This window comes from Bradyrhizobium sp. AUGA SZCCT0176 (genome assembly GCF_018130145.1).
Taxonomy (GTDB): domain Bacteria; phylum Pseudomonadota; class Alphaproteobacteria; order Rhizobiales; family Xanthobacteraceae; genus Bradyrhizobium.
Genome location: NZ_JAFCMB010000009.1, coordinates 124,054 through 138,754 on the forward strand (window position 1 = coordinate 124,054; position 14,701 = coordinate 138,754).

Sequence of the window (14,701 nt, forward strand, 5' to 3'; positions counted from 1 at the left end):
GCGCGCCAGGCGTTGCGCGTCAGTTCGCAGGCTTGACGCCCGTAAAGCGCAGCAGCCCGTCGGGTACCATGACGATGCCGCCAACCGATTTGCGTGCCGCAAAGAACCAGTTTGGATGGTAGAGGGGAATCGACGATAGCGCCGTTAAGTAGATGTCCGTAGCCTTGACGTAGAGCGCCTTGCGTTTGGCTTCGTCGGCCTCACCGCGGGCCTCGCTCAAGATCACATCGAGATCCTTGTTGCAATATTTGTTGACGTTCTGCGAGCCGGCGCAACTGAAAAAAGCAATCAGTGTCGGATCCGGGTCGGCACGGCCACTCCAGTTGCCGATATAGGCTTCGAAATTACCATTCATATAGCGCTCGATCGCCGTAGCCGACTCCATCGGCAACAGCTTGACATCGAAGCCCGCCTCACCCGCCATCGACTGCATGATTTGCGCGACACGGGTATCGCCGGCCGTGTTCTCGTACTGGAGTTCGACGGGCACTCGGGTCATGCCGGCAGCAGCGATCATCGCCTTGGCCTTCGCCACATCGCGCGCCGGGATCTTGTGGGCGCGGTCGTAGAACGGAGACGACGGCGGGATCATCTGATTATCGGCCAGAAACTCGCCGTTGAAGGCGACGCGGTTGATGACGTTGCGATCGATCGCCAGCTCAAAAGCCTGGCGGAGCGTCGCGTTCTTGCCGAGCGGCGTGTCGGCCTTCGCTCCCGCGCCGACATTGAACATCAGATGCGCGACGGCAAGTCCCTGGCCGGAATGCAGGGCGAGGTTGGCGTCTTCACGCACGATTTTGAGGTCGGTCGGCGCGACGCGTTCGGCGAGGTCGAGATCGCCGGCCCGCACCCGCGACAGCCGCACGGTTGAGTCAGGCACATAGTGATAGACGACCTCGTCGTAGCCGATCTGTCCGGCATTCCAGTAGCCAGGATATTTCTTGACACGAATGAGGTCACGCGACTTGCGCTCGACGAACTGATACGGACCGGTGCAGACCGGCGCCGCCGCGAATTCGCCGACCTTCTCGCCGGCGGCCTTGGGCGACACCATCATGCCGGCACGGTCGCTGAGATTGGCGAGTAGCGGCACGAAGGGCTCCGACAGGTTGAACCTGACCTTGTCCGCCGCAAGCGCCTCGACGCTCGCGATCGGCGCCAGCTCGGCCTTGCGCTTGGAATCCGGCATGGTCTTCATGCGCTCTATATTGAACTTGACCGCCGCCGCATCGAACGCGGTACCATCATGAAAGGTGACGTTCTTGCGCAGGGCGAAGGTGATCGACTTGCCGTCCGGAGCCCACTCCCAGGCCTCGGCGAGCTGCGGCACGATCTTGAGCTCGGGCGAGATGTCGACAAGCTTGTCGCACAGCGCCGCGAACACAAAACGGCCGGCATAGGTGCCGCTGAGCGCCGGGTCGAGTGCATCGGGATCGTCCTGAAGGCCAACCCGCAGCGTCGCGGCCTGGGCCGAGACCAGAGCCAACGCGGTCATCGAAATTGCCGTCAACACCGTAGCTACACGCCTCATGTCGGACTCCCATGGCCTTGCCGTCGGAAGACAAAGCAAGCACGTTCGACTCTATTTGTAAATATTGCGAACAAACTACCCGGTATTTCGTAACATTCGAGAGAGAAATAGCACCTAAGCGACTTCAAAAGCCCCTTGACGCCATTCAACCAAGGATATTAGTTCGGCATCTTGACCAATTGGATTGGCCCCCATGCAAGATTTTCCATCCTCGCCCGTTGCGCGACAGCAATCCGTCCGCCTCGTGGTCGAGCGGCTGCTGCGGGATCGATCGGTGTCCCGCGCCGAAATCGCCCGCAGCACAGGCCTGTCCAAGCAGACCATCTCGGAGGTGATGCGCGAGCTTGAACGCGACGGCTGGGTGTACGAGGACGGGCAGACCCAGGGCACCGTGGGGCGAAGCGCCGTAACTTACGCGCTGCGACCAGACGCGGCCTTCGTGCTGGGCATCGACCTCGGCGGCACCAAGCTGCACGTCGCTCTTGCCGACTTGCAGGGCGTGACCGTCGCCGAGAGCATTGAAGCGACCGCGGGCGATGGCGGCGCCGCTGTTGTCGCCCAGATCGGGCGCATGACCGATGCCCTGCTTCAGCGCGCCGGCGTATCCGCGCAACGTCTGCGCGGCGGCGTGATGGGAAGTCCCGGCATCATTGAGCCGGCGTCGGGCGGCATTGTGATCGCGCCCAATATCGCCGGACTGGACAGCCTGGACGTGCGCGCCGCGCTGCACGCCCGGCTCGGCATCGACATCGCCATCGAGAACGACGTCAATCTTGCCGCAATCGGGGAGCATTGGCGTGGCAATAGCCGCAAAGCCCGCACCTTCGCCTTTATCGCTCTCGGCACCGGCATCGGCATGGGCATCTTCGCGAATGGCCATCTTATCCGCGGCGCACGTGGCGCGGCCGGCGAAATCGCCTACCTGCCGCTCGGCGGAGACCCCTATGATGCGCGTGGCCAGCGGCTCGGCACCCTGGAAACCGCCGTCGGCAGCGCCGGCATCATCGAGCGCTACACCGGACTCGGCGGCGCATCCGGCAGCACTGTGCGCGACGTCTTCGATCGGCTCGATACCGACGAGGCTGCGCGGATCACGATCGACGAGGTCGGCCGGGTCATCACGACCGCAATTCTTGCCGTGCATAGCATGCTCGATCCCGAGATCATCATCATGGGCGGCAGCATCGGCGCGCGTCCTGAATTGAAGCTCCGAATCGACGCGCATCTCGGACGCTGCACGCGCGAGCCGGTTCGGATCGAACTCAGCGCACTCGGCAATCGCGCTACCTTGATCGGCGCGATCGGCAGTGCGATCGACCACCTGCACCGCGCGCTGTTTGGCATCGGCAAGGATGCGAGTCCGCTGGCCCTGCCCTTCACAGCTTCGGATGTCGCGGCATGAGACAGCACGCGCCGCAAATCGAGATTGCGGGCAATGCCACCGCCGTCGCGGAACGCGCGGCTGCGCACATCGTTGCCCGGCTGCGCAACGAGCATGCGGTCACACTTGGTTTTGCGACCGGCGCAACGATGAGACCGGTCTATGCCCGCCTCGTCGCCGCTACACGCGCCGGAGATGTCTCATTCAGGGCGGTGACCAGCTTCAACCTCGATGAATTTGTCGGCGTTGCGCCGCAATCGCCGGGAAGCTTCCATGGCTATATGCAAGAGCATTTGTTCGGGCATGTCGACATGGAAGCCGGACGGGCGAGAATTCCCGACGGCCTGGCCGGCGACATCGCCGCCGAGGCGGCCCGCTATGAGGCAATGATTGCGGCTGCCGGTGGCATCGACCTGCTGCTGCTCGGCATCGGGGCCAACGGCCACATCGGCTTCAACGAACCGGGTTCGGATTTTGCGTCACGCACCCGCGAGATCAAGCTCGACGAAGCCACCCGCATCGCGAATGCCGGCAATTTTCCTCATCTCGCATCGGTTCCCGAGCGTGCGATCACGATGGGGATTGCGACAATCCTGGAAGCGCGCAGCATCCTGCTGATCGCCACCGGACCTGACAAGGCGGCCGCCCTCGCAGCCGCCATTGACGGCCCAATCGGGCCGGATTGTCCCGCCTCCGCGCTCCGCCTGCACGACAACGTCCATATCCTTTGCGACGAAGCGGCCGCCGCAGCGCTCGCCAACCGGCCTCACAACAACAATCGGAGAACGGCATGAGCTGGCGGCAGCGCGATTTCATGGTGCCGGGACGCTCGCTGGCGGTGGGTGACCGTGGCATGGCCGCGGCCTCTCACCCCGCTGTCACGCTCGCCGCCATCGACATCCTGCGCAGCGGCGGCAACGCGGTCGACGCCGCCATCGCCGCGATCGCGCTCCAGGGCGTCATCGATCCGCACATGACCGGCATCGGCGGCGACTGTTTTGCAATTTATGCTCCCGCCTCAGGCCAGCCTGTCGCAATCAACGGCTCAGGCAGAGCACCAGCGAAGGCCGAGCTCGGCTGGTTCCGGCAACAGGGGCTGATGTCGATCGCTGACGATTCACCTCATGCCGTTACCGTTCCGGGTGCGGTCGACGCCTGGTGCCGGCTTGCCGCCGATTACGGCTCGAAAGGACTGGACGAGATTCTGGCGCCGGCGATCCACGCGGCCGAGAACGGATTCGTGGTCCCGCCCCGCTCCGCGCTGGATTGGGCGCGCTATGCCGACCGCATCGAAAGACACCAGGCTGGCGTCCCGGTCTATCTGCCCGGCGGCGTTGCGCCTGGTATCGGCGGCAAACTCAGCCATCCGGCACTTGGCGCGACGCTGCGGCGAATCGCGCGCGAGGGTCGCGCCGCGTTCTACGAGGGCGCCGTCGCCGAAGAGATCGTGGCAACGTTGAGGGCGCTCGGCGGACTGATGCAGCTTGAAGATCTTGCAAACGCCAGATCGGAGTACGTTGCGCCGATCAGCGCCGACTATCGCGGTCATCTGGTCTGGCAATGTCCACCCAACGGACAGGGCGTCGCGGCGCTGCTGATCGCCCGCATCCTCGCCGGCTTCGACATGGCCGACCCGGCGCTCGGCGAAGCGGACCGCATTCATCTCCTTGCCGAGGCGACCAAAGCGGCCTACCGGCAACGCGACGCACTGGTCGCCGATCCGGCCTTCCATCCGCTCGATGTCGAGGCGCTGCTGTCGGACGCCTCGATCACCGCGTTGCGCGCCACCATCAGCACGAAGCGCGCCAGCGCCCCGGCGGACTTTGAGATGCCCGTCCATCGTGACACCGCCTATGTCGCGGTCGCCGATCGCGACGGCAACATGGTGTCCTTCATCAACTCGCTGTTCTTCGCCTTCGGCAGCGGCATCTACGCTCCCCGTTCGGGCGTGCTGCTGCACAATCGCGGCTCGGGCTTCCGTCTCGTGGAAGGCCATCCCAACGCCATCGCGCCGGGAAAGCGTCCCTTTCACACCATTATTCCGGGCTTGCTCGCGAAGGACAGTAAACCCGTCATGGCATTTGGCGTGATGGGCGGACAATATCAGGCCACGGGACACATGCAGATTCTGAGCGGGGTGCTCGACCGCGGCCTCGACATCCAGCAATCTTCGGACGCGCCGCGCAGCTTCGCCTTTGACGGCACGCTGTCGCTCGAACCGACGGTGTCCGGCTCGGTCGCCGACGATCTGATCGGACGCGGCCATCGTGTGACGTGGGCAGACGAGCCACTCGGCGGTTTCCAGGCGGTGCAGGTCGATGCCATCAGCGGCGTCATGTATGGCGCGTCGGACCATCGCAAGGACGGCATCGCGTTGGCGGCATGACCAGGATGGATCAAATGATGTCAGGTCGGACACCATGAGCGAGACGACGGCGGAGGCGATTCTATCGATCGAGCAGCTGACGCTGGCGCTGCCCGCCGACGCCGATCGCGCCTTTGCCGTCGAGGCGGTCTCGCTCGCGCTGTACCCGCGGCAGATCCTTTGCGTTGTCGGTGAATCCGGCTCCGGCAAGACGGTCTGCGCTTCCGCTGTGATGGGCCTGTTACCCACGGACATTCGACCGGTCGCAGGGGCGATTCGCTTCGAGGGACGCGATTTGCTGAAATTGCCGGCAGCCGAGTGGCGGACATTGCGCGGGCGGCGCATCGCCATGATCTTCCAGGAACCGATGACGGCGCTCAATCCGGTGATCAGGATCGGCGACCAGATCATGGAGGCATTCGAGGCGCATGGGCACCTCGCGCTGGCCGAACGGCGCGCCCGCACGCGCGCGCTCGCCGAGGAAGTGGGATTGCGCGATCTGGACCGGATCATCAACAGCTACCCGCATCAGCTGTCAGGCGGGCAGCGTCAGCGCGCCATGATCGCGATGGCGCTGGCGCTCGAACCATCGATCCTGGTGGCGGACGAGCCGACCACCGCACTCGACGTCACCACCCAGGCGCAGATTCTGCGGTTGATCCGTGACATCCAGCAGCGGCGGGGCATGGCCGTGCTGTTCATCACCCATGATTTCGGCGTCGTCGCCGATATTGCCGACCGCGTCGCCGTGATGGAGAAGGGGCGCGTCGTCGAGCAGGGTTCGGTCGCGGATGTGCTCGAACGTCCGCAGCATCCCTACACGCGCCGGCTGCTCGCCGCGGTGCCCGGCTTGACCCCGCCGGTGCGCCCTGTGGTCGAGGACGCGCCAGTCGCCTGCGCGGCAATCGGGCTTGCGAAGACCTATCGCAGCAACAATTGGTTCAACTCGCAGCGCGAGGTCGCGGCTGCGAAGAGCGTGAACTTCGAAATCCGGCGCGGCGAAACACTCGGCCTTGTCGGGGAATCAGGCTCGGGCAAGAGCACGATCGGCCGGCTCGTGATGCGGCTCACCGATGCCGATGCGGGCGTCGTGCGCGTCGGCGAACTGGATTTCACGCAAGCGCGCGGGGCTGGTCTGCGGGCCGCCCGCAAGCACATCCAGATGGTATTCCAGGATCCATTCACCTCGCTCAATCCGCGTCGCCGCGTCGGGCGGATCATCGCCGACGGCCCGATCGCTCATGGCGTCCCGGCGGCACAGGCCTTTGCGCGTGCCGCGGAGCTGCTGACGCTGGTTGGCCTCGACCCGAGCGCGGTGCAGCGTTTCCCGCATGAATTCTCGGGCGGGCAACGGCAGCGGATCGGCATTGCGCGCGCGCTGGCGCTCGACCCCGACGTGCTGGTGGCCGACGAGCCGGTGTCGGCGCTCGACGTCTCGGTCCAGGCCCAGGTGCTCGCGCTGCTCGAGACCTTGAAAACGCGGCTGCGGCTGGCGATGCTGTTCATCACCCATGACCTCAATGTCGCGGCCCAGGTTTGCGACCGGGTCGCGGTGATGCGGCTTGGCGAAATCGTCGAGATCAGGCCCACCGCAGATCTGCTGAGCCGGCCGGAGCATCCCTATACTCAGGCGCTGCTGGCCGCCATCCCCGGCCGGCAGCGCAAGGCACCACCCATATCACCTGACGCGCTGGGCGACGACGTACGCCATTGAAGGAGAGGTCTTGATATGCCGAAGCTCACGGAACTCCCAATGCTGCGCGTCGGCCTCATCGGCAGCGGCTTCATCGCCGCCTTCCATCTGCAATCCATGGTCGGCGTGCGCAACGTCAGCATCGGCGGCGTCTACAGCCGCTCGGTCGAGCGGCGCACGCGCATCGCCGATAAGGCGCGCAGTCTCGGCCTTGGGCAGGCGCATGTGTTCGACAGCATCGAAGCGATGGCGATGTCGGGCGAGGTCGATGCGCTCTGGCTGCTGACGCCGAACGACACCCGTCTCGACATTATGCGCGAAATCCATCGTGTGACGAAAGTCGGCGCGCCGCTGCGCGCCGTCGCCTGCGAAAAGCCGCTCGCCCGCACACTCGCCGAGGCGCGCGAAATGCTCGCGCTCGTCGAGGATGCAGGCCTGCTGCACGGTTATCTGGAGAACCAGTTGTTCTCGACAGCGGTGATGCGCGGCAAGGACATCATTTGGCGTCGCGCCGTACCGCAGGGCGGACGGCCCTATCTGGCCCGTGCGGCGGAAGAACATTCAGGCCCGCACGAGCCCTGGTTCTGGCAAGGCGAAAGGCAGGGCGGCGGCGTGCTCTCCGACATGATGTGCCATTCAGTTGAGGTTGCGCGCTTCATGCTGACCGCGCCGGGCGCGACCCGCGACAGCCTGCGGCTGGTAAGCGCAAGTGCGACGACGGCCAACCTGAAATGGACGCGGCCACGCTATGCGGCCGACCTGAAGACGCGGATGGGCATCGATTTCGCCAAACGCCCGGTCGAGGACTTCGCGCGCGGCATCCTTGCGATGGAGGATGCCGACGGCCATCAGTTGATGATCGAAGCGACGACGTCATGGGCCTATGTCGGCGCCGGCTTGCGTATCCAGCTCGAGCTGCTCGGCCCCGAATATTCGATGGAATTCTCGTCGCTCTCGACCGGTCTCAAGGTGTTTCTCTCACGCGCGGTCACCGGATCGGAGGGCGAGGATCTCGTCGAGAAGCAGAATGCCGAGCAGGGCCTGATGCCGGTGGTCGAGGACGAAGCCGGCATCTACGGCTATACCGATGAGAACCGACATATGGTGGAAGCGTTCAGGCGCGGGCTGAGCCCCGCGGAAACCTTTCATGACGGCGTCGGCGTGATGGAAATGCTGATGGGGCTCTATCGATCCGCGGAGCTCGGCCAGACGGTGCATTTCCCCGACCCCGAACTCGAACACTACGTACCGTTGGTGGCCCGCTGACGGCAGGCCAGAGGGCGAATGCGATTTCGAGAGCGCCAGCGATTCCAAGTAATGCCCAGGCCATGTAACAGATCCGTTCGGCGCCATTGGCCGCGTCGTATGCCAGCTGCTTTGACCAAGTGGGACGGACGCTTGCTGCACTGTCTATGCCGGTAATGTCTGGCCGTACGACTTCGTAAGGCAGCGCCGCCGTTCGAGATCGCTCCGCAACGAGCTAGCGTTCCACAAGTCCCGCGCAGCCCTCAGCGCACTACGTAACGTTGGTTCAGCTTGAGCGCCGCGTAGCAACTCTGCGTTCAACAAGCTGCTGGGCTTCCGATGAAAACGAAAGCAGCACATGATTTCCAAATGGCGGGCGAAAGCCATTTCCAAATGCATTCAGAGCATGCGCGAGAACAAAGCCATTTCGGTAGATAATTCAGAGTGTTGGGGCTGGCTGGGGCGGGAGGGATCGAACCTCCGAATGGCGGAATCAAAATCCGCTGCCTTACCGCTTGGCTACGCCCCAACAGGCCGGGAACACGGCAGGAAACCCGCTGCGGATTCCCTCCGGCAACGTGGGTCTATAGGGAGAGGTGAGCCATTTCAACCGGCTAGAGCATGATCCGAAAGGGCATGCCCCGCACGGGATGCGCCGTGGGCACCCGTTTTCCGGAAAGATCACGCTCAAACAAATGGATAGGCTTCGGATTCGGGCCTAAATCGGCTCCGGAAACACGACCCTCTATAATAGGCTTGACGGTTCGTCCGATGTGGACGCCCCGGGCTCGCGATGGCCTCAAACCGCCCGCCTCGCCATGCCGGCCCTCCAGTCCATCGGAGAGTTGAGAGAAGGCCGGTTTCGTGGGAAGACGGCCCCCCGCTTTCCCGACTGAGGCGAGTAACCGACATGACCTACCGCGCGCCGATCAACGACATCCTGCTCGCCCTCAACCATGGCGCCGGCCTCAAGGCCGCCGTGCAGGCCGGTCATTACGGCGATTTCGACGGCGATATTACCGCAGCCGTGCTGGAGGAAGCCGGCAAATTCGCTTCCGACGTGCTGGCGCCCTTGAACGCGGTGGGCGACGAACACGGTATCAAGCTCGCCGACAACAAGGTGACGACCGCGCCCGGCTGGCCGGATGCGTACCAGCGCTGGATCGCGGGCGGATGGAACGCGGTGTCGGGCCCGGAAGATTTCGGCGGACAGGGCCTACCGATGGCGATCAACGCCGCCTGCACCGAAATCTGGAGCGCGTCGAACATCGCGTTCGGCCTCTGCCCGCTCTTGACGCTGTCGGCGATCGAGGCGCTCGACGCCCATGGCAGCGAGGAGCTGAGAAAGATCTATCTGGAAAAACTGGTGTCGGGTGAATGGACCGGCACCATGCAGCTGACTGAACCCCAAGCGGGCTCCGACGTCGGCGCGCTGCGCACCCGCGCCGAACGCACACCTGACGGCAGCTATCGCATCAAAGGCACAAAGATCTTCATCACCTATGGCGACCACGACATGACCGATAACATCGTGCATTTCGTGCTGGCACGTTTGCCCGATGCGCCCGCGGGCACCAAAGGTATCTCGCTCTTTCTTATTCCAAAATTCCTCGTCAATGCCGACGGCTCGCTCGGCGCGCAGAACGACATCTATCCGAGCGGCGTCGAGCACAAGCTCGGCATGCATGCTTCGCCAACCTGCACCATGACGATGGGCGATAAGGGCGGCGCGATCGGTTATTTGATCGGCGAAGAAAACCGCGGCATGCTCTGCATGTTCACGATGATGAACCAGGCCCGCCTCGGCGTCGGCCTCGAGGGTGTCGGCATCGCCGACCGCGCCTATCAGCAGGCGCTGGCCTATGCGCAGGAGCGCCGCCAGGGCCGCGCCGTCGGCGCCAAGGGCGACGGGATGGACGCGATTATCGTGCATCCGGACGTCAAGCGCATGTTGCTGCAGATGCGCGCCATGACGGCAGCCGCGCGTACGATTTGCTACGCCACCGCGGTGGCGCTCGATGTCTCGGTGCGCGCCAAGGATGCCAAGGTGCGCGCCGACGCTGCTGCCCGCGGCGCGCTGCTGACGCCGATCGCAAAAGCCTTCTCCACCGATATCGGCAATGAGGTGGCCTATCTCGGCGTGCAGGTTCACGGCGGCATGGGCTTCATCGAGGAAACCGGCGCCGCCCAGCATTATCGCGACGCCCGCATCACCTCGATTTACGAGGGCACCAACGGCATCCAGTCGATCGATCTCGTCACGCGAAAACTCGCGGCCAATGGCGGAGCGTCGGTCTGGGCCCTGATCGACGAGCTGTCCGGCATCGTCAAGCAGGTGGAAGCTTCCAACGATCCGGCCTTCGGCACCACGGGGGCAAAACTGCGCGACGCGCTCGGCTCGCTCGAGCGCTCCAGCAAATGGTTGCTGGAGAAGGTCGCCTCCGCGCCGAACGACGCGCTCGCGGGTGCGACACCCTACTTGCGGCTGTTCGGCTCGACGCTCGGCGGCTGCAAGCTGGCCGGCGAGGCGCTCGCCGCCAAGAGCAATGGCGAGGCCGGCGATCCGCAGCGATACGTCACGCTGGCGAGGTTCTTTGCCGAAAACATTTCGGTGCAGGCCACCTCGCTGGAAAAGACCGTCATCGACAGCGCCGACGCCGTCAACGGCGCGGATGCCGTGTTGCTGGCATAGGGATAACCCAACACCAAACCCGACTAGAGCAGCACGTTTTTCAATCCAGGCGCATCCAGCGCCGCAAAGCTGCCAACGCAGGAGCCACTGTCCCGATGTTTGATTTCGATCGCGTTATTAATCGCCGCGGCACGCACGCGTCGAAATGGGACATGATGGCCAAGAATTCGGGGATCACCGCAGCGGACGGAATTCCGATGTGGGTCGCCGACATGGATTTTGCGGCGCCTCCCGGCGTCACGGAAGCACTATCCACGCTCGTTACCCGCGGCGTCCACGGCTATTATGCCGACACCGGCAGCTGGGCGGCAGCGCTCGCCGAATGGATGGCGCGCCGGCATGATCTCGCGATCGACCCGGCCTGGGTCAGCCCGACGCCCGGTGTCGTCTCGGGCCTCGGTCTGATCCTGCAAGCTGTCACTGAAGTGGGTGATGAGGTCGTGGTGTTTCCACCGGCCTATCATGCGTTCCGCAAGATCATTCTCGCCAATGAGCGGCGCATCGTCGACGCGCAGCTGGTCCAGCGTCAGGGCCGCTACGAGATGGACCTCGATGCGCTGGGAAAACAACTCACGCCGCGAACCAAAATCGTCTTCTTCTGCAGCCCGCACAATCCGGGCGGCACCGTGTGGTCGATCGAGGAGATCCGTGAGCTCGCCGCCTTCTGTGCCGAACGCAATCTGATTCTGGTTTCCGACGAGATCCATTGCGACCTATTGCTGGGCGACGTCAAACACACGCCGACGCTGTCAGCCGCACCCGAGATCGCCGATCGCCTGATCACCTGCCTTGCCGCGACCAAGACCTTCAATCTCGCCGGCGCCCATGTCGGCGCCTGCGTCACGTCGAACCCGGTGTTGAAGCAGCGGATCGACGCGCGGATCGCGGCAAGCGGGCTCGCCTCCTACAACGCCTTCGGCATGATCGCGACCGAGGCGGCCTGGCGAACCGGCGAGGCCTGGCTCGATGCGCTGCTGCCCTATCTCGCCGGCAACCGCGATACACTCGCCGCACGAATGGAAAAAGCCGCGCCCGGCGCACGCTCGATGCGGCTCGAAGCAACCTATCTCGCCTGGGTCGACTTCTCCGGAACCGGATTGGCGGCCGCGGACGTGGCCGCACGGGTAAAGGATCGGGCACGCATCTTCGCCAGCCCCGGCGAGCAGTTTGGGCCCGGCGGCGAAACCTGGCTGCGTTTCAACTTCGCCACGCCGCGTCCGATTCTAACCGAGGCGCTTGATCGCCTGGATGACGCCTTTCGAGACCTCCGAGCTTAGGCTGCGGACGAGGGTCCTACCGCAGCGGCATCGGCGGCCTCGGCACCGACGCCAGTTCCGGATCGCTCAGTGTTTCAGCGGTGGTTGGTGATTGCGCCTCAAGCTGTCGCGGCACGTAGGGTGCCGAAGTCGCTGACAACGGCGCGGCCGACGGCATGGCTTGCTGCCGGACCGGCCGCGGCGGCACCGGCGTCCGCGCCGGCGCTATCGCGGCGACTGGCCGCGGCGGCGGCGCCGGTTTTTTGGCTTGCGCGTTTTGCGCGGCAGATTTCTCCGAAACCATCGCCACGAGCTGCTGCTGGCTGGCCTTGAGCTGCTCGATGCTGGCCTTGAGCTGTTCGATCTCCCGGCTTGCGCTGGCAAGATCGCGCGCCATCGTCTCGAGCGATTGCGACTGATCGGGCGCGGCGGCGGCCGGCGGGGCGGCGGCGACCGGCGCGGCAGTAGTAGCCTCCGCTGCAGCAGCCTGCGCTGCGGCCGGCGCCTGGGGCGCCGGTTGAGCCGGTGAAGTATTCGACGCGTCGACATCCGCGGCAGCCAGAACCGGCTGCGCGGTGAGCCCGGTTTTTTCCGGGGCCAGCGATGATTTCCGGGCAAACAGCGGCGCCCATTCTGCGATTACCTGTTGAGCCGCCTCGGCATGGTAATGCCAGGCCATGGCGGCCCCGCCGATACAGCCCGCCAGCAGCAGCGCCGTGACGGCACGCATGGCGCGCCTCGCCATCGACGACCTCGGCCGGCGGCGGCTGTTGATCAGGGCATCTTCGACGGCGGCTGCGCGAAACGTGATTTCATCGACGGCGATTGCGCGAAACGTGGCGTCGACCGGCGGCACCGCTGCGCCGTCCCGGAAGACCGGCTCGATGTGAGGCTGCGGACCCACCGTAGGAGCGCGCACGGGATCCGGCGCCGGGCCGAAAAATTCTTCTTCCGCGGGCGCTACCTTGACGGGATCGGGCGCGACCCTGACGGGATCTGATGCGACCCTGACGGCATCGGGTACGACCCTGACGGCATCGGGTGCGACCACGAGGATATCGTGCGGATCATCGGTTGGCTTCGGTTTCTGCATCGATTGCATCGGCGCTCCGTACTCCATCCAATGTCGCCTGCGCCCCAAGAGCCTGTCCCAAGCTTTTGCCTAAGACCCTGCCCAAGATTTACCCCAAGAGCGACCGGCGGATTTGCGTGAGATCGACGACTTCCAGCCCCCAGAATTCCCCCACACGTCGTTCCCCTTACCCCATTCCGGTTTGACCAAAGCAAGGCAGTACCATGGAGAGGTTGCGGCCGAGGGAACTTGTCAGGTGACAAAGGTGCGCCAGCCTGTGCCACACCCGACTGCGCTCTCCGTCGTCATTGCGAGCCAACGGGTCGCGCGAATGCGCGCCCGATGACAGGCTCCGCGAAGCAATCCATCTCGCCGCGCGAAGGACAGATGGATTGCTGCGTCGCTGGCGCTCCTCGCAATGACGTGGATACGGACGTCGCTGAAGCCCGATTCTCAGCGGCCTACCAGCTGCTGCAGATGTTCCGGGTACCGCGCGCCCTGTACCGCCACGGCAGAGATCGCACGCTCGATCTCGCCGAGATCGCCTGATGTGAGCGTCACCGCCGCCGCGCCGATGTTCTCATCCAGCCGATGCAGCTTGGTGGTGCCGGGGATCGGAACGATCCACGGCTTCTGCGCCAGCAGCCAGGCGAGTGCGATCTGCGCCGAGGTCGCCTTTTTGCCTGCGGCGATTTTGCCGAGCAGGTCGACCAAGGCCTGGTTCGCTTTTCGCGCTTCCGGCGAGAACCGCGGCACCACGTTGCGGAAGTCTGATTTGTCGAACGTCGTGGTCTCGCTGATCGCGCCGGTGAGGAACCCCTTGCCGAGCGGGCTGAAGGGAACGAAGCCGATACCGAGTTCTTCGAGCGTCGGCACGATCACCTCTTCAGGTTCGCGCCACCACAGCGAATACTCGCTCTGAAGTGCGGCGACCGGTTGCACGGCATGGGCACGCCGGATCGTCGGCGCGGCGGCCTCGGAGAGTCCAAAGTGCCTGACCTTGCCTTCGCGGATGAGATCCTTGACCGCACCCGCCACATCCTCGATCGGCACGTTGGGATCGACGCGGTGCTGATAGAACAGATCGATGACGTTGGTCCTGAGCCGCTTCAGCGAAGCCTCCGCCACTTGCTTGATGTGCTCCGGCCGGCTGCTAAGACCGCTCTGCGCGCCCGTCTTCGGATCGATGTCGAAACCGAATTTGGTGGCGATCACGACCTGGTCGCGGACCGGCGCCAGCGCCTCGCCGACCAGTTCCTCCGACGTGAACGGTCCATACACTTCGGCGGTGTCGAAAAACGTCACACCGCGCTCGACGGCGGCGCGGATCAGCGCGATTCCCGCCTGCTTTTCGACCGCCGGGCCATAGCCGAAGCTGAGTCCCATGCAGCCGAGCCCGATCGCCGAGACTTCGAGGCCGCTCTTGCCAAGTTTACGCTTCTGCACTCTCTTCTTCTCCAATTGTT

Annotated in this window: 10 protein-coding genes and 1 tRNA gene; 7 read left to right on the forward strand and 4 right to left on the reverse strand. The window is 64.6% G+C overall.

Going from position 1 to position 14,701, the window contains the following annotated elements; genetic code table 11:
- Nucleotides 1-19: 19 nt before the first annotated feature.
- The gene (locus JQ600_RS21905) at nucleotides 20-1,531 is read right to left on the reverse strand and encodes an ABC transporter substrate-binding protein (protein WP_212385904.1); all 1,512 of its coding nucleotides are present in this window, start codon (nucleotides 1,529-1,531) and stop codon (nucleotides 20-22) included.
- 193 nt (nucleotides 1,532-1,724) lie between these two features.
- Here JQ600_RS21905 and JQ600_RS21910 point away from each other — a divergent pair, with 193 nt between their 5' ends.
- Genes JQ600_RS21910 through JQ600_RS21930 form a run of 5 tightly spaced genes read left to right on the forward strand, consistent with a single transcriptional unit; the run spans nucleotide 1,725 to nucleotide 8,236 of the window.
- The gene (locus JQ600_RS21910) at nucleotides 1,725-2,933 is read left to right on the forward strand and encodes an ROK family transcriptional regulator (protein ID WP_212385903.1); all 1,209 of its coding nucleotides are present in this window, start codon (nucleotides 1,725-1,727) and stop codon (nucleotides 2,931-2,933) included.
- Entirely contained in the window at nucleotides 2,930-3,706 is a 777-nt protein-coding gene (nagB, locus tag JQ600_RS21915) for a glucosamine-6-phosphate deaminase (RefSeq protein ID WP_212385902.1), read from the forward strand. The genes JQ600_RS21910 and nagB overlap by 4 nt, the downstream gene beginning before the upstream one ends.
- A complete protein-coding gene (ggt, locus tag JQ600_RS21920) occupies nucleotides 3,703-5,298 on the forward strand; it encodes a gamma-glutamyltransferase (RefSeq protein ID WP_212385901.1) in 1,596 nt (531 codons plus the stop codon). The genes nagB and ggt overlap by 4 nt, the downstream gene beginning before the upstream one ends.
- A 34-nt stretch (nucleotides 5,299-5,332) precedes the next feature.
- Complete coding sequence (locus tag JQ600_RS21925) at nucleotides 5,333-6,991, forward strand: ABC transporter ATP-binding protein (RefSeq protein WP_212490091.1); 1,659 nt, start codon at nucleotides 5,333-5,335, stop codon at nucleotides 6,989-6,991.
- A gap of 15 nt (nucleotides 6,992-7,006) precedes the next feature.
- Complete coding sequence (locus JQ600_RS21930) at nucleotides 7,007-8,236, forward strand: Gfo/Idh/MocA family protein (RefSeq protein WP_212385899.1); 1,230 nt, start codon at nucleotides 7,007-7,009, stop codon at nucleotides 8,234-8,236.
- Between the two features lie 433 nt (nucleotides 8,237-8,669).
- Here JQ600_RS21930 and JQ600_RS21935 read toward each other — a convergent pair.
- Nucleotides 8,670-8,744, reverse strand: a tRNA-Gln gene (locus JQ600_RS21935).
- Between the two features lie 381 nt (nucleotides 8,745-9,125).
- Here JQ600_RS21935 and JQ600_RS21940 point away from each other — a divergent pair.
- On the forward strand, nucleotides 9,126-10,907 hold the full coding sequence (locus JQ600_RS21940; RefSeq protein ID WP_212385898.1) for an acyl-CoA dehydrogenase: 1,782 nt from the start codon (nucleotides 9,126-9,128) through the stop codon (nucleotides 10,905-10,907).
- Nucleotides 10,908-11,002: 95 nt separating this feature from the next.
- Nucleotides 11,003-12,184, forward strand: a complete 1,182-nt coding sequence (locus JQ600_RS21945) for a MalY/PatB family protein (protein WP_212385897.1) — start codon at nucleotides 11,003-11,005, stop codon at nucleotides 12,182-12,184.
- Nucleotides 12,185-12,200: 16 nt separating this feature from the next.
- On the opposite strand, the gene JQ600_RS21950 is transcribed toward JQ600_RS21945, so the two are convergent.
- Both JQ600_RS21950 and JQ600_RS21955 read right to left on the reverse strand, forming a co-directional pair.
- Entirely contained in the window at nucleotides 12,201-13,265 is a 1,065-nt protein-coding gene (locus JQ600_RS21950; RefSeq protein ID WP_212385896.1) for a hypothetical protein, read from the reverse strand.
- Nucleotides 13,266-13,688: 423 nt separating this feature from the next.
- Nucleotides 13,689-14,681: an aldo/keto reductase gene (locus tag JQ600_RS21955; protein WP_212385895.1), complete on the reverse strand. Its 993-nt coding sequence runs from the start codon at nucleotides 14,679-14,681 to the stop codon at nucleotides 13,689-13,691.
- Nucleotides 14,682-14,701: the final 20 nt, after the last annotated feature.